We start from the raw sequence: 21,113 nt of genomic DNA on the forward strand, positions 1-21,113 counted from the left end.
AAATAACATATGTGTGTGACAAATAAAGGGAAACATGTACAAGTTGATTTAGTAATAATGATTTAAATGTCTAGATAAGGGGATGGAGTATGATTGAATTGGAAATTAGGGTGGAGCGTCTTAGGAAAGAACAAATAGGCGATATTGTAGCGTTATCTTCTTATATTGGCTGGGATTATAACAGAGAAGAAATTGAAGCAGTTTTTAACTCAGGTATTGTATACGGCGTCTGGAATGAGAGAAAGGAACTTATTGCTAGCGCAGCAATTATATTATACGGGGAGGCGTTGGCATCTATTGGAATGGTAATTGTACATCCAGATTATAAGGGGAGAGGGATTGGAAAGATGATAACGAATTCATGCATGAATAGCGTATCAGCTCAAACTCCATGTATGCTTATTGCTACGGATGAAGGGAAGCCCTTATATGAAACATTAGGATTTAGGGTAGTAAGCTATGTTTCTAAATATATTTGTAACTCGTACAATGCGAATCATAAATGTGCAGAAAATGAAGAATATATGATGGTTTATAAAGAGAGTGATTTAGAAGGAATAATAAAAATAGATAAAGGCGCATTTGGGACAAGCCGAAACGAGTTTTTAAAACAAAGAATTATGCAAAGTGAGCAGTGTGTCGTTGTAAAGGATACGAAAGAAAATGTAGTAGGATACGGTATAAGTATACAAACGCCAGAAAATAAAATAATAGGACCAGTCGTTGCTAAAAATAATGCGATGGCGATGAGAATAGTACATGATTTAGCAAGAGGGCATAATGGAAAATTAAGAATGGATGTACCAGAAGGAAAGAACGATTTCATGAAAGAATTAGAGATTGCTGGTTTTAAAAAGGTGAATACACCACCAATTATGATGAAAAATAGTAATCGGTTAATAAAAAGAAATAGTGAACTATATAGTATTGCAGCACAAATTTTTGGATAAAGAAAGAATCCTTTTAAATGAAGGATTCTTTTTTGAGCTAATTTAATCACGATATTGGTCATGAGTTGGCTGAAAGAGGTCTTCCTCGATATCTCTCACCATAGAAAAATGATCAACGTTATAATGACCGTGTAAAGTTTTATTGTGATGAGCAATAATTTGCTCTGCAGATAATACGTTAGAATCAGTTGTGGAATGACCGTTTTTAATTAATGTAACATCAAATCCTTGTACAGTCGCAGTTCTAACTGCGGTGTCGATACAATGCTCTGTTTTACATCCACCGATAACGATATGGCCAATTTTCTCTTCTTTTAAAAGTTCAAGTAAAGAAGTGCCGTAGAATGAATTGGTTGCTGCTTTATTAATAAAGATTGCAGACTGAGGTACTTGAATTTGATTATGTACTTCAAATCCTTCTCCGCTGCCAGAAGCAACATCGATATCTCTTACGAAAACAATAAGAGCATTGGAATCTATTGCTTTCTGCATGGCTGTATTTAGTGTAGATAATAGCTCGGTTTTACGAAAAACTTCATTTTCTTGCTCATTTCCATCAATTAATTCTTGTTGAGCGTCGATAATTAATAGTGCTTGTTTCATCGTGTCTCCCCTTTAATATGAAATAAGTTCCACTGTACATATTCCTTCAGATTGTTAGGAAATCCTCCATTGCAAGCGAATTAGAAGAGCGATTTACAAAGTTGTCAAAGAAATTTCATTCTCATAGCGTGTAAAAACATGTATGATAGGAGATGGAGAATTTTTGAGTAGGTGGGAATAACATGCAAACAGTAGAAGATTATCTTTCATTCTTACATACGAAAGGATTTAAATTATCAGAGGAAGCACAAGGGTTTATTATGTTCGGACAAGGATATACTGGTGCGTCTGATGGGATTGTGAACGCAGCAATAGAAGCGACAATTAAACATCAATTGCAGTTTGATGGTAGTTATTTCGTTGCGTTATTAGAACGATTGAAAGAGGAAGAAATTACAGATAAAAAAAGCGCTAAGGCTTTTATGCGGAAGTTACAAGCATAACTTCACGCAGCCTGCGCTTCTTTTTTTGTTTTGGAAGGCCATTCAACAAAAATCATGCCCAGGAAAATACATAGACATCCGATAATAGCAGAAATAGAAAGTTGTTCATTTGCAACGAGAACGCCTGTTAATGCAGCAAAAACGGGTTCCATTGCGAAAATAATTGCTACTCTCGTTGGAGAAGTGTGCTTTTGGGCCGATGTTTGAATGAAAAAAGCAATAGATGTTGCAAACAGGGCAGTTAGAAAGAGTGCGAATAAAAAAGATTGATTCGTCCATAGTGATACTGAAAATAATTTTTCCCAATCTTCAAACAAGAAAGCGCAAATAGAAGAAAATATACCAACAGCTAATACTTGAGATGTGCTTAATAATAAAGGTGATATTTTCTTAGAAAAGAAGCCGTTAATAAGAATATGGGCAGCGAAAGCGATTGCACAACCGAGAACAAGTATATCTCCTATATTTAATTGGAAAGAATCAGCAGCTGTTAATAAGTATAAACCTGCTGTTGCTACAGCAATACCAAGTACGATAAAAATGGTAGCTTTTTGTTTTAAAAAGATAAAAGACAAAATTGGTACCATAACGATACTAAGCCCTGTTAAGAAACCTGCTTTTGAAGAAGTTGTATAAAGTAAGCCAAATGTTTGTAATACATAGCCAACACATAAAAAGAACCCAACGATTAATCCAGCGAGGCTACTCTGTTTTATATCTTGTTTTGAAGTGTTTTTTGAGAAAATCATTTGAACGAATAATAAAATAATTCCAGCGAATAAAAAGCGAATACCATTAAAGGTAAATGGACCAACGAAAGACATAGCATTTTGAACGACAACAAACGTAGCTCCCCAAATAAAAGAGACAAATAATAAAGCAAGAGGAGCAATCCAATCTTTTTTCACACTCATACCCCCGTTAATTTTGTAATATAGCTTTTCTAGCTAATTCATCAGCTACTTTATTTTGACTACTTGGAATCCACTTAATAAAAAAGAGATCGAAGTTTTTTATGTACTGTAGTGCTTCATCTAAAAGAGGTGCAAATATTTTATTTTTTGCGTATTCCTTTTCAACAGCCCGTTCGACAAGCTGGGAATCTGTACGAAAAGAGACAGTGCTATAATTATGCTCGATGCAATATTTTAATGCTAGAAGTAAAGCGCGGTATTCTGCTTCATGATTGGACATTGTTCCAAGTGGTAATGATAATTGTACAGGTGGTTGAACGCCTTTAATAAACACTCCTGCACCAGAAGGACCAGGATTTCCTTTTGATGCACCATCAATATATACTTCAATCAAAATGAGAAACCTCCAAATTATAAGGTTATCCCCTACTTAAATATTTTTTTGAAGTAGGGGATAGAGTAGTTATCCGATTGTGATGCTGTAACGACATGTAAATGTTTCATTCGCTTGTAAAGATTGAATTCCCTTTTTGTCCTTGAAATCTTTTGCTGGATTTACTTCATCAGCGATTCCATACCAAGGTTCAATACATAAGAAAGGTGCGTTATCCCCTGGTGTCCATACGCCGACAAATGGGAAGCCATCAAATTCTACTTTTACAAATTTATTATGTTTATGAGAACGAATCGAAATTTCATTCGTATTCATATTTTCAAAAATAAGCGCATCATTTTTGAATAAATCATATGTAAGTGGCAATTCAGTTGTATTTTCAGCGATTAATTGCTTTTTGTTTGAAAGGTAAGGTCCTTCTAATACGCTTGTTTCTAAGCGTTCCGAACCATTAAACGATAAGTGATAATCTGTAAATGATTCACCATCCAATAAAGGGAAGTTGAATCCAGGATGTGCCCCAATTGAGAAGAACATCTCTTTAGAAGTAGGATTGTTTACTTCATATGTTACATGAACGCTTTGTCCTTCTAGCTCATAAGAAATGAGTAATTCGAATTCGTATGGGTATTTTTTTAACGTTTCTTCATTATTAGTAACGATATAAGTAATCTTTGTTTCACTTTGTTCTTTCACAGAGAAAGTAAGATCACGAGCGAAACCGTGTTGTGTTAATGAATATGGTTTACCGTCTACGTAGTATGTATTATCTACTAATCGGCCGACAATTGGGAACAAAATTGGTGCGCGACGTCCCCAATATGTAGAATCACCTTGCCATAAATATTCTGTGTTGTCTTCTTTTAAGCGAACGCTTTGTAATTCTGCACCTTTGTCAGAAATGGAAACGATCACTTTTTCATTTTGGATTGTTGCTATCATGAAGTGAAACCTCCTAAATCTTTCATATGTTTCATTATACGTTGTCTAAAAGAAAAAAGGTAGTTCATGATAGGAATCTATTGACGAAAGAGGGGCTACCACGTAAAATATAATCTTGTTGCTAAAAAAAAGAATAACGTGGTTCGAAACCATCCCACGTAAAAAAACTAAGGAGATTTTGTCATGAATATTAGAACTTTAGTCGGCAATGGTATTTTAGCGGCATTATATATTGCTGTTTCTATGCTTATTCAGCCATTTGGCTTTACGAATGTACAATTTCGTATTTCAGAGATGTTTAATCATCTCGTTGTATTTAACAAGAAAGCAATTTACGGAATTGTATTAGGTGTATTTTTAACGAATCTCTTTTTCTCACCTATGATCGCTTATGATTTAGTATTTGGAGTAGGGCAATCTATTCTTGCATTAGTTGCAACGATTATTTCTATGCGATTTATTAAAGGTGTTTGGGCTCGTATGATTTTTAATACGGTTATCTTTACGATTACAATGTTTATGATTGCAATTGAACTTCATCTTGCATTGGGTTTACCATTTATGTTGTCTTGGTTAACATGTGCAGTCGGTGAATTTGTTGTAATGGCCATTGGTATGCCTGTAATGTACTGGATTAATAAGCGAGTACAATTTGAAAGATTTATGTAATAGATGAAAGAGCTATTCCTATAGGGATAGCTCTTTTTGTATGTAATCATATTGAATATAATGCTGTGACTCTAGATAAAATATAATAAAATAAAGTGAGGCTTTCATTAGCTGGCTACATATAAGAAGTCTTATATAAGGGGAATCTAGTATGAAATATAAAATTCATTGGTTGTATAAAACGAAGCGAGGATTGCAGACGGAATTAACAACAGATTATATGAACATAGAAGAAATACTTCAATTTGCAGAGGATTTTGAGAAAACAGGAAGAGCTAAGGAACTTTTATTTTACGATGAAATGGATGCAGAATGGTCATTAAAGGAAATGAAAAAACTGAGTAAACAAGTAGAGGAAGAGCCCCAAGAAATACTCGTTTATTTTGATGGGGGGTATGATGTGCAAACGAAAGAAGCTGGCGTTGGTATATGTGTGTACTATAAAAAAGGAAATACAAACTACCGCATTCGCCGCAATGCATATATAGAAGGTATAGATGATAATAATGAAGCGGAATATGCATCACTATTATACGGTATGAATATACTCGAGGAATTAGGGATTAAATATGAAGCAGTTACACTTCGCGGAGATTCTCAAGTTGTATTGCAGCAATTGGCGGGAGAATGGCCTTGTTATGATGAGCATTTAAACCATTATTTAGATCAAATTGAACAAAAGGCGAAGCAAATGAAATTAAAACTTGTATGTGATCCGATATCTAGAAAACAAAATAAAGAAGCACATCAATTAGCAACGCAAGCATTAGAAGGGACAGTCATTGATAGTCATAAAGAAATAACCGAATAGAGAGGTGCAAAGGTGGATAAAAAGCAACTCATTACAGAGGTAAATGACTTATTAGAAACATATTGTGAAGGATGTTTCTTGCGAGAACATAATCGAAAGACAAATAGTAAATATTATGCACATTCATTTTGTATAAGACAATGTACAGTTGGAGAAACATTGAAAAAGTATGGAGAACAGTTGTCATAAAAAAACATCCAGAGAAAATTCTCTGGATGTTTTTTAGTGCTTTGCTTCGTTTAATTGCTGCTCGCATTTGCTTAGTTTCTTTTCCTCGTTCATTAAAAATGGTTCATCTAAATCTACTGCAACAGATTTCATAATTTCAAGCTGTGAGCGAGCTGCTTCTACTGCAGTAGTGGCATGCTCTAATGTGTCTGGATCCATTGAAATTGTTGCAGAACCTACCATCTTTTGTGCTGTTTCTACACGGAATTTTACTTCTTCAAAATCATTTACTTCTGATCCCATTAATAATTCCTCCTTTGTATAGTGCGCATTTTACATAGTTTTTGCTCTGTAAAACGGAAATATACAAAGGAATAACAAAGAAGGTTACCAAGTAAGGTAACCTCCTGTTATATGTTGGATTAAAGTTTTACTACGTTAGCAGCTTGAGGTCCACGGTTACCTTCAGTAATGTCGAAAGATACTTCTTGACCTTCTTCTAAAGCTTTGTAGCCGTCTCCTTGAATAGCAGAGAAATGTACGAATACATCGTCAGCGCCTTCCATTTCGATAAATCCAAAACCTTTTTCGTTGTTAAACCATTTTACTTTTCCTTGCATGTTACAATTCCTCCTAAAAGCGTTTACTATTTTCATTTAGTGAAATTCATTTAAAGAAATAATATAAACTAAAAATGCTATATTCTTGAATATTCTGCTAAATGATTAATTTAAATATACACGAATTGGGAGAATTTAGTCAAGTAAGCGGTTTTATTTTTTATATTTTTAAATAATTTTCCAATCAAATTTTTAAATAGGTATAGGACAGGCCGAGTATGTAATATTCTTAATTGAATGCTATACATAACGAGGTGAAAGAATGAATAGGTCGTACTTATTAGATAATGAAGGAATGAGAACGAGAACCGACATACCGGATTGGGTTGCAAAAGAATTTGAGATTTTTTCAAGTGTCGTGTTAGAACCAACTTTTCCATGTTATTTCGGTTTAACAGCTTTGAAAAAGAATGAACTTCGTTATTCATTTCTTTCTCATAATGATTGGAGTCATTTGCCGCATACAATGTTATCTTTTTTAGAGTTAATGAAAGAGAGGCCGATTGTAAGAAGGGGCTTTTTCCTTTTTGTAGAACCGGAATGTGAAGAACGATCACTCGAATATTACCGTGATTCCTTTTGGAAAGTGTTACAGTATTTACATGAAAACGATAATCAAGCATGGCCAAAGCAAATTCCTGAAGATCCAGACCATTATTTATGGGAATTTTCATTTTGTGGTGAGCCAATATTCGCATTTGGAAACGCGCCAGCTTATAAACAGCGAAAAACTAGACATTTAGGGAATTCTCTCGTTATTGGGTTTCAGCCACGCACTATTTTTGATGGATTAGAGGGGGATCGTCCTAAAGGAGCATATTCAAGACAAATGGTCCGTGAGCGAGTTGAAAAGTGGGATCAATTGCCGAAACATCCTAACATTAGTCATTATGGTGACCCAGAGCATCGTGAATGGAAACAATATTTTATAGGAGACGATGTAGAACCAATAAAAGGGAAATGTCCTTTTCTTCATAGGATAGAAAAGTAAGAGCCATCACCTAGATGGCTCTTTTGTATATTTTGGATAAAAAAGGGTATTTTATTATGAAAGCTAGTCTATTTTTTCAAATTACATCATTAACTAGTAGTAAAGAGAGTAGAAAGGATAGAGCGATGATTGGAGCAATTATTCAGCAAATCGTATTAGGTATTTCATTAGCTGCGCCAGTAGGGCCGATTAATATTGAAATGTTAAAACGAGGAATTGAACGTGGGTTTTGGCATGCTTGGGTTGTTGGAATTGGTGGAATGACTGCAGATGTTTTATTTATGCTTCTCATTTATTTCGGTTTATCTTCTGTGTTTATGTATACATATGTACAAGCCTTCATGTATTGCACGGGTTTTTTCTTGTTATTTTATTTAGGATTTCAAAGTGTAAAACAAGGAATTTCCCACTCAAACATGGAATATAAAAAAGAAGAGGTAGGTGGTCTTAAGCAATCGTTTATGGCAGGATTTTTAATTGCGATATCCAATCCATTAAATCTTGTTTTTTGGTTTGGTATATACGGAAGTACACTTAGCTCATTACTTACGAAGGTAACGAAACAAGAAGCTTTTTTGTACAGTCTTTGCATTATTGCAGGTATTATTTTATGGAATTTAAATATTGCTTTTTCTGTACATTTTGGAAGAACTTTATTAAAACCAAAAGCGCTTGGCTACATAACAGCCGGAGCAGGTATTATTTTAGTAGGTTACTCTATACATTTTGCATACAAAGCTTTACAGTTGTTCACATAAGATTGAAGGGGAGATTTTTATGTATCGAACCACTATTGACGGAAAAGAAATTATAATTACGTTAGCGCCAAAAATCCGAAAAGAAATTACTGATAGAAATCCACTATATGAAGCAGTATTTCATAATGCTGCAAGATTGCTACAAACAAAGCAACCGACGTTTGCAGTAAATCATCAAATATTTGGTCTCATTATTGGAGAAGTGCAAAGAGGAGAAGTAACAGTGTTTGCAGTGGAACATATTATTCCAAAGCAAAATATATTTGGACCAAACAATTTTTTCTCGACAATAGAACAGCAGGCAAATTTGTAAAGTGAATAGAATAAGAATAGAAAAGAAATAGTCGTAACGATATGTTGCGGCTGTTTTTTTGGAAAAGGGGGAAACAAGATGAAGAAAGTGGGGAAAGAGTTCTTTTTACAATATGATATCGTCATTATGTATAGCATTCTATTTATTTTCATTATTATTTTAAAAATGCAATTTTTAACGTGGTTTGGCATGTTAGCATGTATGTTTGGAATTGTTTTCTATACACTGAATGAATATATGACACATCGTTTTTTATTCCATATAAAGCCACCTAAAAACACATTTCTATTAAAAATGTTAAGAAGATTACATTATGATCACCACGTATATCCAGATGATTTAAAACTTTTGTTTTTACCTGTATGGTTTAGTATACCTAGTTTTACTATATATTTACTTATAGCATATGGTATTACAAAAAGTCTTACTATTACACTTTCATTTGGAATCGGAATGATTATTATGCTGCTCGTTTACGAATGGAAACATTATATTGCCCATAGACCGATTCGTCCCGTCACTAAGTTTGGAAGATGGCTAAAAAAACAACATATATTACACCATTATAAAAACGAAAAGTTTTGGTTCGGTGTTTCAAATCCAGTATTCGATTTTATATTTGGAACACTTAAAGACGGAAAAGAGGTTGAGTTAAGCGAAACAGCTCGTAATTTAGAAAAGGAAAAAAAGACAAAAGTAGTGCGTTAAGCACTGCTTTTGTCTTAATGAGGAAAAAATAAGTAAGGTGTCACTTTATGTTGAAAAAGTATATTAAAAATTTAGGGGAAATTGCCGAAAAATGTCTATCAAAAAATCTTTGCATGAATGCACGGATTGTCTACAATAAGTATAAGTTTCTGAATATTTATAAAATTTAGTCTTTAGGTATGCAAGGGGGAAGTGCATTTCAAGTAAGAGAGGGGATCGGTTAATGAAACGAGATGATACGTCAGCACGTAAGTTGCAAAATGAGGTGAATTATACAGAGGTCGTTCAGTCGGAAGAATTTCAATTGTTATTAAATACGAAAAAGAAGTTTATCATTCCAATGAGTATTTTCTTTTTTAGTTTTTTTATCGCATTACCTATTTTAACATCGTATTCAAAGGTGCTCAATACACCTGCATTTGGTGACGTTACATGGGCGTGGGTATTTGCTTTTTCCCAATTTATCATGACATGGGCACTATGTATGATTTATAGCAAAAAAGCAGAATCATTTGATGAAATCTCCCGAAAAATTCTGCAAGATATGCAAAAAGGGAGGGGCTGAACTTGAATACTACTGCGTTTGCACTATTTTTAATTATTGTTCTTGGTACGCTTGTCATAACCTATTTTGCATCGAAAAAAACGAAAAATGCGAGTGAATTTTATACGGCTGGAGGGGGATTAACTGGTTGGCAAAATGGTCTGGCCATTGCTGGAGATTATATGTCTGCTGCTTCATTTCTTGGTATAGCCGGAGCAATCGCATTAACTGGGTTTGATGGATTCTTTTATAGTATCGGTTTTTTAGTTGCTTATTTAGTTGTACTATATCTTGTTGCAGAACCGCTTAGAAATTTAGGAAAGTACACTTTGGCGGATATGATTGCAGCACGCTTTGATGCGAAAAAAGTTCGCGGAGTCGCAGCTCTTAATACGATGACGATTTCTATCTTTTATATGATTGCACAATTAGTTGGCGCGGGTGCACTTATTAAATTATTATTAGGAATTGAATATACGACATCTGTATTAATCGTTGGAACACTTATGACGGTGTATGTTATTTTTGGTGGTATGACAGCAACGAGCTGGGTACAAATTGTAAAGGCTGTATTACTTATGGCTGGTACGTTTATTATTTCTGTTATCGTTTTCGCAAAATTCAACTTCAGCGTGACTGAAATGTTCGCTCAAATGAAAACAGCTACACCATTAAAAGATTCATTTTTAAATCCAGGTGTAAAGTATAAGGATGGTCTTGATACACTTTCTTTAAATTTAGGACTAGTACTTGGTACAGCTGGATTACCACATATACTTGTCCGCTTTTTTACAGTACGTGATGCAAAAACTGCACGTCAATCTGTCGTATATGCGACGTGGTTAATTGGTGCATTTTATATTATGACGATTTTCTTAGGATTTGGTGCGGCGGCTTTTGTAGGAAATGAAGCGATTATTAAAGCGAACCCAGCTGGTAATATGGCGGCACCTTTATTAGCAAAAGCGTTAGGTGGAGATTTCTTATTTGCTTTCGTATCAGCAATTGCTTTTGCGACGATTTTGGCTGTAGTGGCAGGTCTTGTATTAACAGCAGCATCAGCATTTGCACATGATTTTTATAATGAGATCATTCGCAAAGGGAAATCAACGGAAAAAGAGCAAGTATCCATGGCTCGTTATGCATCTATTGGAGTAGCGATACTATCTATTATACTTGCATTATTTGCCCAAACATTAAACGTAGCATTTTTAGTATCATTAGCATTTGCAGTTGCAGCGAGTGCAAATCTACCAGTGATTTTATTTACAATATATTGGAAGCGTTTTAATACAACGGGTGCTATTTCCGGTATGATTGTAGGGCTCGTATCAGCAATTGTTCTCGTAGCGTTGAGTCCTAATGTTTGGAACCCTGTAGCTGGAAAAGCTATTTTTGTTGGGGAAGCGTTATTCCCATATACGACACCAGGAATTATTTCAATTCCGCTCGGATTTCTTGCAGCATATTTAGGAACTGTTTTATCTAGTAAGAAAGAAGATGAAGCGAAATTTGATGAAATTCTTGTGAAATCTAATACTGGTCATGGTATTAGCGATGCATCTTCACATTAAATAAAAGAGGAGCTTTTCGATAGATAAGAAAAGCTCTTTTTTCTTTTGTCATTTTCTTGTAAATATTACTGATTTGTAAGTAGGATTTGTCTTAATTTTGTGGAATGAAAATAACAGGGAGAAATTTAAATCATCATGGTACCAGCGCAGCTTTTGTGAAAAATAAGTTGTTATGGAAGGTGGAAGTAATGATGAAAACGAAGCAAACTGATGAATTATTAGCAAAAGATGAGCAATATGTTTGGCACGGAATGCGTCCCTTTAGTCCAAATAGTACAATGGTAGGGGCAAAAGCTGAAGGGTGCTGGGTTGAAGATATACAAGGAAAAAGATATTTAGATGCTATGAGTGGCCTTTGGTGTGTGAATAGTGGATATGGAAGAAAGGAGCTCGCAGAAGCGGCTTATAAGCAATTACAAACATTATCATACTTTCCAATGTCACAATCTCATGAACCAGCTATAAAGCTTGCTGAAAAGTTAAATGAGTGGCTTGGGGGAGAGTATGTTATTTTTTTCTCAAATAGTGGTTCAGAAGCGAACGAAACAGCTTTTAAAATAGTGAGGCAATACTATGCTCAAAAAGGTGAACCACATCGTTATAAATTTATGTCACGTTATCGCGGGTATCATGGGAATACACTGGCGACAATGGCAGCAACGGGACAAGCGCAGCGTAGATATCAATATGAGCCGTTTGCTTCAGGATTTTTACATGTAACACCACCGGATTGTTACCGTATGCCTGAGATTGAAGGGCAGCATATTTATGATGTAGAATGTGTGAAAGAAGTCGATCGTGTTATGACGTGGGAATTAAGTGAAACAATTGCCGCTTTTATTATGGAACCAATTATTACAGGTGGGGGCATTTTAATGCCACCACAAGACTATATGAAAGCTGTTCATGAGACGTGTCAAAAACACGGTGCCTTGCTTATTAGTGATGAAGTGATTTGCGGCTTCGGTCGTACAGGAAAAGCATTTGGATTTATGAATTATGATGTGAAGCCAGATATTATTACGATGGCAAAAGGCATTACGAGCGCATATTTACCATTATCTGCAACAGCTGTGAAAAAAGAAATATATGAAGCATTTAAAGGGAAGGGAGAATATGAATTTTTCCGCCATATTAATACATTTGGTGGAAATCCAGCAGCTTGTGCATTAGCACTTAAAAATTTAGAGATTATGGAAAATGAAAATTTGATCGAGCGATCTGCACAAATGGGCTCCCTTTTATTAGAGCAACTAAAAGATGAAATTGGAGAACATCCGCTTGTTGGGAATATTAGAGGAAAAGGTCTATTAGTTGGAATCGAACTAGTAAATGATAAAGAGACGAAAGAGCCAATTGATAACGAAAAAATTGCAAGTGTCGTAAATGCTTGTAAAGAAAAGGGCTTAATTATAGGACGCAACGGTATGACAACAGCAGGATATAATAACGTCTTAACATTAGCACCGCCGCTTATTATTTCAAGTGAAGAAATTGCCTTTGTTGTTGGAACGTTGAAGACGGCGATGGAACGTATTTAATAAATAGAGAGAGGAGCGAGCTGTAATATAAGGCTCGCTTTTGTTTAGTAGGAGGGGACTTTTAATGGAGAAATATGATCCGAACAAACATTATCACATCGGATATTATGAAGATGGATATGATTTAGAAGTGACGGCGTACAAAAGAATAAATGAACCAGTTTGGGATGCTTATCTTCCGCACTATGAGGTAGACGGTTTTTATAAGAAAGTGGAGGAAATGAAACTAGGCGAATATATAGATGATTATGGCATTAAGGTGTATTCATTTAGTAATGATATCGATGATGAAGAAGCACGAATTATTTTTGAAAAATGGTTAAAAAAGAACGAGATTGTTTAAGGGTAAAACAAAAAGGAGATTGCTATTTTATAAGATAGCAATCTCCTTTTATTATAGTAAACTTATTTACTTGCTTTCATTCATTGCTTTATCTTTAGCACCAAAAGTATATTTTAACATTGGTGGTGTAATCATTGTAGTTAAAATAACGACAATAACGATTGCTGTAAAGTAATCTTGTGCTAATAGACCTGAAGAGAGTCCTGTTCCTGCGATGATAAGTGCAACTTCACCACGAGAAACCATACCAGAACCGATAATTGCAGAAGACTTTGCATCAAATCCAGTCATGCGTGCACCAACACCACAACCAATTAGTTTTGTTAATACAGCGATTACTGTTAATGCTAGGATGAACCAAATTTGATTGCCAATACCGTCAAATGTAATATTCATACCGATACTAACGAAGAATACTGGAACGAACATAGCGTAAGCAATTGGTTCTACTTTCTTTTCTACTTCATGTTTGTAGTTTGTTTGAGAAATTGCAATACCAGCAGCGAAAGCACCAATAATACCAGCAATTCCTAATAATTCGCCGAAATATGCGAATGAGAAACAGATGATAAGAGCTGCGCTCACGATAGACTCAGATACGCGCAATGGTGATAACCAACGCATAATCACTGGTACACCTTTCCATCCAATTAAAATAATAGAAGCGAAGAATACTACTTTCTTCAAGATAATCATTGTTAAGTTAACATCATCAGTGCCTAAGAAGCTCATTGCGAATGCTAATAAAATAACAACAAGAATATCATCAAATACAGCGGCTCCAAGCATCGTCGTACTCTCACGTGTTTTCATTTTACCTAAATCACGAAGTGTTTGAACGGAAATACTAACACTTGTCGCACATAGAAGTAACCCTAAGAATACAGCGTTTCCTTGTTCCATTCCCATAACAAGACCGGAAACGTAACCACCTACGAATGGAAGAATGATACCTCCGAGTGCAACTGCTAAAGAAGAATTGCGATTTGCGTTTAATTCATCTAAGTCTGTTTCAAGTCCTGCCATAAACATTAAAAGAATAACACCGACATTACTTAATTGTGTTAGAAGCTCTGAATTTTCAATCCAACCTAATATAGCTGGGCCGATAACGATACCGACAATTAATTTACCTAGCACAGAAGGTTGACCTAATCTAACACTAAGATCACCAGCAAGCTTTGTACTTAATAAAATAAGTGCAATTTGAAAGAAAAATTCGAATTCCATCTGATCCTCTCCTCATCATTTTTAGTTTTATCATACGATTTCTCGGAATTTGCCTAATGAAAATATGTAAAACCCATTAAACAAAAGGGTCTGATTACAAGTTCTTTTGAACTCGTAATTTGAACCTGTAATTAATATATAATAGATTTTATAAAAAATCAATGAAAAAATGGGAGCTTTTTGAGGAAGAAGCTGTCTTATTGAGATATAGGTGTAAGAGTAGCGTGTGAATTTTATATGTATAAAATAGTATGAAGTCCTTTTTCATTACAAATAATAAAGCCTAAATGCTATTTCACGAATTATAAATGTGAAAAGGAGGTTTTATCATTTGAATTCATTAAAAAATAACTTGTCTATTGTTGCTTTAGGTGGAGTAAATGAAATAGGAAAAAATATGTATGCTATCCAATATGAAAATGATATTGTCGTCATTGATTGTGGGTCTAAATTTCCAGATGAAAGTTTATTAGGGATTGATTTAATAATTCCAGACGTCACATATTTGCAAGAAAATAAAGAAAAAATTCGCGGTTTAGTAGTAACGCACGGGCATGAGGACCATATTGGCGGAATACCATATTTTTTAAAACAACTAAATGTACCAATCTATGCAACAAAGTTAACGTTAGGTTTAATTGAAATTAAATTAAAGGAACACAATCTTCAAAATGATACGGAATTAATCGTTATTCATTCAGAATCAGAAGTTGATTGTGGTTCTATTAAGGCAACCTTTTTTAAAACGAACCACAGTATTCCGGATTGTCTCGGTATTGTTTTTCATACACCAGAAGGTACTGTAGTACATACAGGTGATTTTAAATTTGATTTAACACCAGTAAACAATCAACATCCTGATATTCATAAAATGGCTAAAATAGGAATTGAAGGTGTACTAGCTTTATTATCTGAAAGCACAAATGCAGAACGCCCAGGTTTTACTCCATCAGAAAGGTCAGTAGGAGAACGGATAGAGGAAATATTTATGAAAGCAAATAGAAAAGTAATTATTTCTACGTTTGCTTCTAATGTGAATCGTGTTCAGCAAATAGTTGAAGCATGTATAAAAACAAATCGAAAACTAGCTTTGCTAGGGAGAAGTATGGTAAATGTAGTAGAGGTTGCTCTAGAGAAAGGTTATTTACATATTCCAGAAGGTATGTTAATTGAAGCAAATGAGGTAAATCGTTTAGATCCAAAGCAGGTTGCATTACTTTGTACAGGAAGTCAAGGAGAACCAATGGCAGCTTTAGCGCGTTTAGCTAGTGGAAACTATAGACAAGTGGATATTTTACCAGAAGATACGGTTATTATAGCCGCGACCCCTATCCCAGGAAATGAACGTAACGTTTCTCGAATTATCGATAATTTATTTTCATTAGGAGCAAAGGTGATTTACGGATCAGGTAGTTCTACTGGAGTGCATGTATCCGGTCATGCATATCAAGAAGAGTTGAAGTTAATGCTTACATTAATGAAGCCAAAATATTTTATTCCAATTCATGGAGAGTTTAGAATGCTACATCACCATAGTTTGTTAGCAGAATCAATTGGTATTGAAAAGGAAAATATCTTTATCGTACGTAATGGAGATGTTGTAGATATAAGTAATGAAGTGGCAATTCAATCTAGAAGAATACAGGCAGGAAATATATATGTAGATGGATTAGGAATTGGAGATGTTGGAAATGCATTATTACGTGATCGTAAACAACTTTCAGAAGATGGAATGCTCGTTATAGTTATTACTTTTAATAAAGTGGATGGAGAAATAATTTCAGGTCCTGATATTATTTCTCGTGGATTTGTCTATGTTCGTGATTCAGAAGAATTTTTAAGAGAATTAAATAAATTAGCTGTTATTACAATTAATAATTTAAAGAAAGAGAATGTGAATAGCTGGGGTATTTTGAAAAGGGAGGTAAGAGAAGCGTTAGGGAGGTATATATATACAAATACAAAACGAAAGCCGATGATTCTTCCTATAATAATAGAGGTTTAATAGTAAAAAAAGAATTCTCGTATGGGAATTCTTTTTTGTTTTGAAGACAAAATGAACATATAATGAAATAAATAGAAATGGAAGGAAATAAAAGATGTTATTAAATAAACGTTTTACAATTGGAGAAATGGCAAAAATGCATAATATCGCAGAATCTACATTAAGGTATTATGATGAAAAAGGAATTTTTCATCCGTCCATTGTTGATCCTCAAACGAATTATCGTTATTATACAATCGATCAATTTTCACTATTAGATACGATTAAGTTTTTACGCCAATTAAACATTCCATTAAAGGAAATTAAAAAATATATTGATGAAAGAAATCCAGCATACGCACTCAATTTACTGGAAAAACAACAAGAAATGATGTTGAAAAAACAAAGAGAAATTGAGTATGCTTTGGCGAAAATGGAGCATAGAATTCATTTAATTAAGGAAGCAACAAAAGCAAAAGCTGAACAAATGGTAATTAAAGAGATCCCGCAGCGGAAAATTACAGCAATTGCGGTTGCCCCGAATACGACGGATGATATGTTTGAGTACTACATCCATTCGTTGCAAAAAATATGAGGCAAATGGATGATAGTTTATTTTCTGGAGATATTGGTGTAACTGTTGCGAAAAAAGGATTAATGCAAAATGAGTTTCAAGCATATAGCAGTGTATTTATTCTTTTGGATTATATGCCGTATGAAGTGCATACTTCAGATGAAATTAAAGAAGGTTTATATGCTTGTTCTTATCATCATGGACCATATGAAGAAACAGATGCAACGTACAAGGAGTTACTTACATACATTGATAAAGAAGGTTACGAAGTACATGGAGATTCGATTGAGATTGGATTGATTGATTGGTCTGTAACAGAAGATCCTGAGGAGCAAGTAACAGAAATTCAAATTCCTGTAGTAAAAAAATAAGATGAAAACCTTTGAATTGATTACAAATTTACATTCATTCATATAAGTCAGTTACCTATTTTTTAATTCTCTATTGACCTTCAAGTTACTTGAAGGTTTAAACTAAGAAAAGAGAGTTGAAAAAAAGGAGCATATTAGAGTATGGAAGCAACAGAAAAGTTAAGAGAAAAACCGATAAAAAGCTTATTTATTTCATATTTAATACCAGCCGTCCTCGGAATGGTATTAATGTCAGTGAATATTGTAATTGATGCGGTTATGATTAGTAGAGGAGTTGGGGCGAACGGTTTAGCAGGAGTGAACGTGGCTATTCCAGCCTTTTCGATTTTCTTCTCTATTTCATTATGGATTGGAATGGGCGGGGCAACGTTATATTCCATTGCATTAGGTGAAAATAAACGAGAGAGAGCAAGGTCTATTTTTACTCAATCAATGACGGTAGCAGTTGTTATCGTAGGTGTTTTAGCAGCTATTTGCTTATGGAGAATAGAAGATTTAGCATACTTATTTGGTGCAAATGAAGTGATTTTACCGTATGCATTAGACTATTTACACGTATTATTAACATTTGGAATGATATACGTTTTAGAAAATATTTTAAGTACATTTATTCGAAATGATGGAAATCCTAATTTAGCGATGGCAGGTCTTGTTGTAACGGCTGTATTAAATATCGTGTTTGACTACATCTTTATTTTTATTTTTGGATGGGGCGTAACAGGTGCTGCTTCAGCGACTATTCTTTCGGCAGCGATTGGTTTCCTTGTATTATTAACTCATTTCTTTAGAAAAAGTAGTATCTTAAAGTGGACGAAATTCCATTTTGAATGGGATACTGTCAAACAAATTATGGTGATTGGTTTCCCAAGTTTTACAGCAGAAAGTACGGTTGCAATCGTAACGATTGGTTTTAATATCGCATTCGTCCAATATGCAGGAGAAGTAGGAGTAGCTTCCTATGCGATGGTGAATAGTATTCATGCAATGACATTACTACTATTCTTCGGTGTAGGTGCTGCATTGCAACCAATTGCTAGTTTCCATTATGGTGCAAACTTATCAGAAAGATTGCGTGAAGGATTGAAGTTTGCTGTGAAAATTGCAGTTGTCCTCGGAGGCGTTGCGATAATTGTCGGATTATTCTTCGGGAAATATATCATTGGTTTATTTGATGTTCAATCTCCAGAATTATTGGAGTTAACCTTAACAGGTATTAGTTTATTCTTTATCCAATACGTATTTTTAGGTTATAACATTGTGTATGGAGAGTACTTCCAATCAGTGCGACAAACGAAGAAATCAGTACTTATTATAATGAGCCGAGGATTACTATTTATTCTTCCATTGTTATGGATTATGCCAAAATTATTTGGGATAAACGGAATTTGGCTCGTTATGCCAGTTGCGGAAGTAATGACAGCGATTATCGTATTTACGATGAATCGTATAAAACATCCTGTTCCATTAAATATGGCAGGAGAGAAAGAAGCGATATGATGAAGAAAATCCCCTTAAGCAATTAAGGGGATTTTTTATTCCTTTAAACTAATCGCAAAAGATCCATCCGTTTCTTGAACAGAAGCAAAGGCAACGTTTTTAATATTTGTAATTCCTTTTTCTTTTAATTCTTTATATAACCATTTTTCATTTTTATGTATTAACTTTAAGTTATCATATTGAATTTGTGAATCGACGATAAGGGCAATTGGTAACCCAGCATACTTAACATCTATGTTTAAATCTTTTGGAGTTAATGGTACAAGTTCTCTTTTTGGTAAAATACTAATAGCGCCGTTTGCTTCTAAAATAGCGTATTCAATTTCATGAACACTTGGATAACCTGCAACGCGAAGATTAGAAAGGAGTTCTGCAATGGGGTATCTACTTTTTTGTAAGTTCTCAAAAATAATATCACCATGTTTAATTAAAATGATAGGGTGTCCGAGAATAAAGCGATTTAGTTTGTTAAATAGGCTTAATTTTGTAAGGAGTAAATGTAAACATGTGATAACAACCATACCGAGAAATGCTTGTAAAGCACCAGAGACGGGTATGGCCTGGAAAGCTAAATAAGATAAAAAAATTATAGCCCCAAAATCATGAGGAGTTAGTTGTGCTAACGCGGATTTACCGAGTAACTTAAGCGATAGTAAAAATAAGATAAAAAAGAACGACACGTTACATAAAAAGAGAAGCAATAGAGACACTCCTTCGTGTAAAGTTGTACTTACTATTCCCGAAAGTAATATAAATATTACCTTTTAGAGGATAAATTAGGGTTTATTGAAATCTGTCTGTATACAAACAAATAAATGGATATTATCATGAAGGAAGTAAAAGAAAATAGGAGTATATGAATATGAGAAAGAAGAAAATAATGAAGTGCATTTTAGTTGTCATAATGATTTGCGCCGTGTATATGGGTTTTTTACAATATCACATTTATAAGCATGGGCATATGAATGCAACCTACGATGCTGACTACATAATTGTACTAGGATCGAAAGTAAATGGGACGAAACCATCTTATTCATTGCAATATCGTATTGATAAAGCAGCTGAATATTTAAAATCACATGAGAAAACAATTGCTATTGTATCTGGCGGACAAGGAAAAGGTGAAGACATTTCAGAAGCATTAGCAATGAAACAAGGATTAATAAAACAAAACATCGCAGAAGACCGTATTATAATGGAGGACAAATCTACGAGCACAGATGAGAACATTACATTCTCAAAACCGTTAATACCAGCCGATATGAAAAAAGGTATGATCGTAACAAACGATTTTCATATGTTTAGAGCGAAAAAAATAGCGGCCAAACAAGGTTTACAATTAGAAGGTCTTCCGGCAAAAACACCGAAACCAATCATCATTCCATCGAATGTACGTGAATATTTAGCAATTACACAATATTGGTTTATGAATCGAATATAGAGAAAATAATCCTGCCTGAAATTTCAGGCGGGATTATTTTAGAGGGAAATCTTACAAATATGTCACGTTCGTGAAAGGTAAAGCGATAGTTTCTAGAATGGTTTCCTGACATAATGAAGGTAACAAAAACTATTTAGAGGTGAATCGGATGAAAGGAAATAATATTTTATCTTCGTTATGTTACTTTAGTATATTTTTTGCACCATTTTTACTACCAATTATCGTGTACTTTGTTGCAGAAGATGAAGTGAAGTATCATGCGAAAAAAGCATTTTGGTCACATGTTTTCCCATACGCAATCTTATTTGGAGGACTAGCAGTATCAGGAATGTACGGTTTAGGTTTCGATCAATCTGACGGTGCTGGAATTGGAATGATTATCACATATGCAGTGTTCATTCTTGTAGGAATTTATTACTTTATTTGGAATATCGTCAGAGGTATTAAAGTTTTGAAAACGGCGTAATAAGATAAGTATAATTTCATTTACCGTATTGATAAACGTTTTAAAAAAGAGCAATTCAAAATGAAGTGACCCCTAAAAGTTAGACACGGTTATTTCATTAGGCAGCTTGATAAAAGTGAGTCCGGTATTGTACCGGGCTCATTTTTAATTTTGCCTTAATCCGTTTCGTATTATAATAATCTATATATTTTTCTAATTCTATTTTAAAGTGCTCTACATTTTCAAATTCTTTTATGTAGAGGAACTCCGACTTCATAATCCCAA

26 protein-coding genes, 1 pseudogene and 1 riboswitch are annotated in these 21,113 nt (G+C 34.3%); of the genes and pseudogenes, 18 read left to right on the forward strand and 9 right to left on the reverse strand.

Annotated elements, in window-relative coordinates:
* Positions 1 to 89 precede the first annotated feature (89 nt).
* Positions 90 to 950 (forward strand): GNAT family N-acetyltransferase, encoded by an 861-nt coding sequence (locus tag MR160_RS10500; protein WP_000571019.1) that lies wholly within the window; start codon positions 90 to 92, stop codon positions 948 to 950.
* Positions 951 to 992: 42 nt separating this feature from the next.
* Here MR160_RS10500 and MR160_RS10505 read toward each other — a convergent pair whose 3' ends face one another.
* A complete protein-coding gene (locus MR160_RS10505; RefSeq protein ID WP_000806325.1) occupies positions 993 to 1,553 on the reverse strand; it encodes a cysteine hydrolase family protein in 561 nt (186 codons plus the stop codon).
* A 182-nt stretch (positions 1,554 to 1,735) separates the two neighbouring features.
* Here MR160_RS10505 and MR160_RS10510 point away from each other — a divergent pair, with 182 nt between their 5' ends.
* Positions 1,736 to 1,996, forward strand: a complete 261-nt coding sequence (locus MR160_RS10510) for a DUF6123 family protein (protein WP_001195212.1) — start codon at positions 1,736 to 1,738, stop codon at positions 1,994 to 1,996.
* A gap of 2 nt (positions 1,997 to 1,998) precedes the next feature.
* Here the strand turns inward: MR160_RS10510 and MR160_RS10515 are convergent, their stop codons facing one another.
* The 3 genes from MR160_RS10515 to MR160_RS10525 all read right to left on the reverse strand — a co-directional run bounded on the left by MR160_RS10515 (position 1,999) and on the right by MR160_RS10525 (position 4,246).
* A complete protein-coding gene (locus MR160_RS10515; RefSeq protein WP_000711161.1) occupies positions 1,999 to 2,904 on the reverse strand; it encodes a DMT family transporter in 906 nt (301 codons plus the stop codon).
* Positions 2,905 to 2,917: 13 nt separating this feature from the next.
* Positions 2,918 to 3,304, reverse strand: coding sequence for a reverse transcriptase-like protein (locus tag MR160_RS10520; protein WP_000573877.1), 387 nt, complete (start codon positions 3,302 to 3,304; stop codon positions 2,918 to 2,920).
* Positions 3,305 to 3,373: 69 nt separating this feature from the next.
* Positions 3,374 to 4,246, reverse strand: a complete 873-nt coding sequence (locus tag MR160_RS10525) for an aldose 1-epimerase family protein (protein ID WP_000562116.1) — start codon at positions 4,244 to 4,246, stop codon at positions 3,374 to 3,376.
* A gap of 132 nt (positions 4,247 to 4,378) precedes the next feature.
* Positions 4,379 to 4,423: riboswitch (PreQ1 riboswitch) on the forward strand.
* 6 nt (positions 4,424 to 4,429) lie between these two features.
* Between MR160_RS10525 and MR160_RS10530 the strand changes: the two genes are divergently transcribed.
* From MR160_RS10530 to MR160_RS10540, 3 genes are all read left to right on the forward strand, one after another.
* Positions 4,430 to 4,915: a QueT transporter family protein gene (locus MR160_RS10530; RefSeq protein WP_001026475.1), complete on the forward strand. Its 486-nt coding sequence runs from the start codon at positions 4,430 to 4,432 to the stop codon at positions 4,913 to 4,915.
* Between the two features lie 151 nt (positions 4,916 to 5,066).
* Positions 5,067 to 5,726 (forward strand): ribonuclease H family protein, encoded by a 660-nt coding sequence (locus MR160_RS10535; RefSeq protein WP_000875533.1) that lies wholly within the window; start codon positions 5,067 to 5,069, stop codon positions 5,724 to 5,726.
* Positions 5,727 to 5,738: 12 nt separating this feature from the next.
* On the forward strand, positions 5,739 to 5,915 hold the full coding sequence (locus tag MR160_RS10540) for a zinc-finger domain-containing protein (protein ID WP_000358801.1): 177 nt from the start codon (positions 5,739 to 5,741) through the stop codon (positions 5,913 to 5,915).
* A 33-nt stretch (positions 5,916 to 5,948) separates the two neighbouring features.
* Here MR160_RS10540 and MR160_RS10545 read toward each other — a convergent pair whose 3' ends face one another.
* Together MR160_RS10545 and cspB are read right to left on the reverse strand one after the other, a co-directional pair.
* Positions 5,949 to 6,197 (reverse strand): DUF2564 family protein, encoded by a 249-nt coding sequence (locus MR160_RS10545; protein WP_000534400.1) that lies wholly within the window; start codon positions 6,195 to 6,197, stop codon positions 5,949 to 5,951.
* Positions 6,198 to 6,316: 119 nt separating this feature from the next.
* Positions 6,317 to 6,514, reverse strand: coding sequence for a cold shock-like protein CspB (cspB, locus tag MR160_RS10550; protein ID WP_001161731.1), 198 nt, complete (start codon positions 6,512 to 6,514; stop codon positions 6,317 to 6,319).
* A 262-nt stretch (positions 6,515 to 6,776) separates the two neighbouring features.
* Here cspB and MR160_RS10555 point away from each other — a divergent pair, with 262 nt between their 5' ends.
* From MR160_RS10555 to MR160_RS10590, 8 genes are all read left to right on the forward strand, one after another.
* Complete coding sequence (locus tag MR160_RS10555) at positions 6,777 to 7,505, forward strand: YqcI/YcgG family protein (RefSeq protein WP_001082150.1); 729 nt, start codon at positions 6,777 to 6,779, stop codon at positions 7,503 to 7,505.
* Between the two features lie 14 nt (positions 7,506 to 7,519).
* Positions 7,520 to 8,263, forward strand: a complete 744-nt coding sequence (locus MR160_RS10560; RefSeq protein WP_001196842.1) for a LysE family transporter — start codon at positions 7,520 to 7,522, stop codon at positions 8,261 to 8,263.
* 19 nt (positions 8,264 to 8,282) lie between these two features.
* Entirely contained in the window at positions 8,283 to 8,576 is a 294-nt protein-coding gene (locus MR160_RS10565; protein ID WP_000286367.1) for a hypothetical protein, read from the forward strand.
* Between the two features lie 78 nt (positions 8,577 to 8,654).
* Positions 8,655 to 9,284, forward strand: coding sequence for a sterol desaturase family protein (locus tag MR160_RS10570; protein WP_000755405.1), 630 nt, complete (start codon positions 8,655 to 8,657; stop codon positions 9,282 to 9,284).
* Between the two features lie 223 nt (positions 9,285 to 9,507).
* The gene (locus tag MR160_RS10575; RefSeq protein WP_000817366.1) at positions 9,508 to 9,849 is read left to right on the forward strand and encodes a DUF485 domain-containing protein; all 342 of its coding nucleotides are present in this window, start codon (positions 9,508 to 9,510) and stop codon (positions 9,847 to 9,849) included.
* Positions 9,850 to 9,851: 2 nt separating this feature from the next.
* Complete coding sequence (locus tag MR160_RS10580; RefSeq protein WP_001098240.1) at positions 9,852 to 11,402, forward strand: solute symporter family protein; 1,551 nt, start codon at positions 9,852 to 9,854, stop codon at positions 11,400 to 11,402.
* A gap of 191 nt (positions 11,403 to 11,593) precedes the next feature.
* A complete protein-coding gene (locus MR160_RS10585; protein WP_141403465.1) occupies positions 11,594 to 12,943 on the forward strand; it encodes an aspartate aminotransferase family protein in 1,350 nt (449 codons plus the stop codon).
* A gap of 64 nt (positions 12,944 to 13,007) precedes the next feature.
* Positions 13,008 to 13,286, forward strand: coding sequence for a DUF3986 family protein (locus MR160_RS10590; protein WP_000417071.1), 279 nt, complete (start codon positions 13,008 to 13,010; stop codon positions 13,284 to 13,286).
* A 66-nt stretch (positions 13,287 to 13,352) separates the two neighbouring features.
* Here MR160_RS10590 and MR160_RS10595 read toward each other — a convergent pair whose 3' ends face one another.
* A complete protein-coding gene (locus MR160_RS10595; protein ID WP_000393875.1) occupies positions 13,353 to 14,516 on the reverse strand; it encodes a cation:proton antiporter in 1,164 nt (387 codons plus the stop codon).
* A gap of 331 nt (positions 14,517 to 14,847) precedes the next feature.
* On the opposite strand from MR160_RS10595, the gene MR160_RS10600 reads away from it, so the two are divergent.
* The 3 genes and pseudogenes from MR160_RS10600 (at position 14,848) to MR160_RS10610 (ending at position 18,942) form a co-directional block, all read left to right on the forward strand.
* Complete coding sequence (locus tag MR160_RS10600; protein WP_079245317.1) at positions 14,848 to 16,521, forward strand: ribonuclease J; 1,674 nt, start codon at positions 14,848 to 14,850, stop codon at positions 16,519 to 16,521.
* Between the two features lie 94 nt (positions 16,522 to 16,615).
* Positions 16,616 to 17,445, forward strand: a pseudogene (locus MR160_RS10605) (MerR family transcriptional regulator).
* Between the two features lie 141 nt (positions 17,446 to 17,586).
* Positions 17,587 to 18,942: an MATE family efflux transporter gene (locus MR160_RS10610; protein WP_000388401.1), complete on the forward strand. Its 1,356-nt coding sequence runs from the start codon at positions 17,587 to 17,589 to the stop codon at positions 18,940 to 18,942.
* A gap of 35 nt (positions 18,943 to 18,977) precedes the next feature.
* Here the strand turns inward: MR160_RS10610 and MR160_RS10615 are convergent, their stop codons facing one another.
* Entirely contained in the window at positions 18,978 to 19,643 is a 666-nt protein-coding gene (locus MR160_RS10615) for a DUF421 domain-containing protein (protein ID WP_000923923.1), read from the reverse strand.
* A 161-nt stretch (positions 19,644 to 19,804) separates the two neighbouring features.
* On the opposite strand from MR160_RS10615, the gene MR160_RS10620 reads away from it, so the two are divergent.
* Positions 19,805 to 20,383, forward strand: coding sequence for a YdcF family protein (locus MR160_RS10620; protein ID WP_001227671.1), 579 nt, complete (start codon positions 19,805 to 19,807; stop codon positions 20,381 to 20,383).
* Between the two features lie 148 nt (positions 20,384 to 20,531).
* Positions 20,532 to 20,849, forward strand: coding sequence for a magnetosome magnetite crystal formation protein family (locus MR160_RS10625; protein ID WP_000678054.1), 318 nt, complete (start codon positions 20,532 to 20,534; stop codon positions 20,847 to 20,849).
* Positions 20,850 to 20,946: 97 nt separating this feature from the next.
* Here the strand turns inward: MR160_RS10625 and MR160_RS10630 are convergent.
* Positions 20,947 to 21,113: IS3 family transposase (locus MR160_RS10630; RefSeq protein ID WP_143249640.1), on the reverse strand; the 167-nt coding region annotated here is incomplete at its 5' end.

Origin of the sequence: Bacillus cereus group sp. BfR-BA-01382 (assembly GCF_022663475.1) — a bacterium.
Lineage (GTDB): Bacteria > Bacillota > Bacilli > Bacillales > Bacillaceae_G > Bacillus_A > Bacillus_A thuringiensis_S.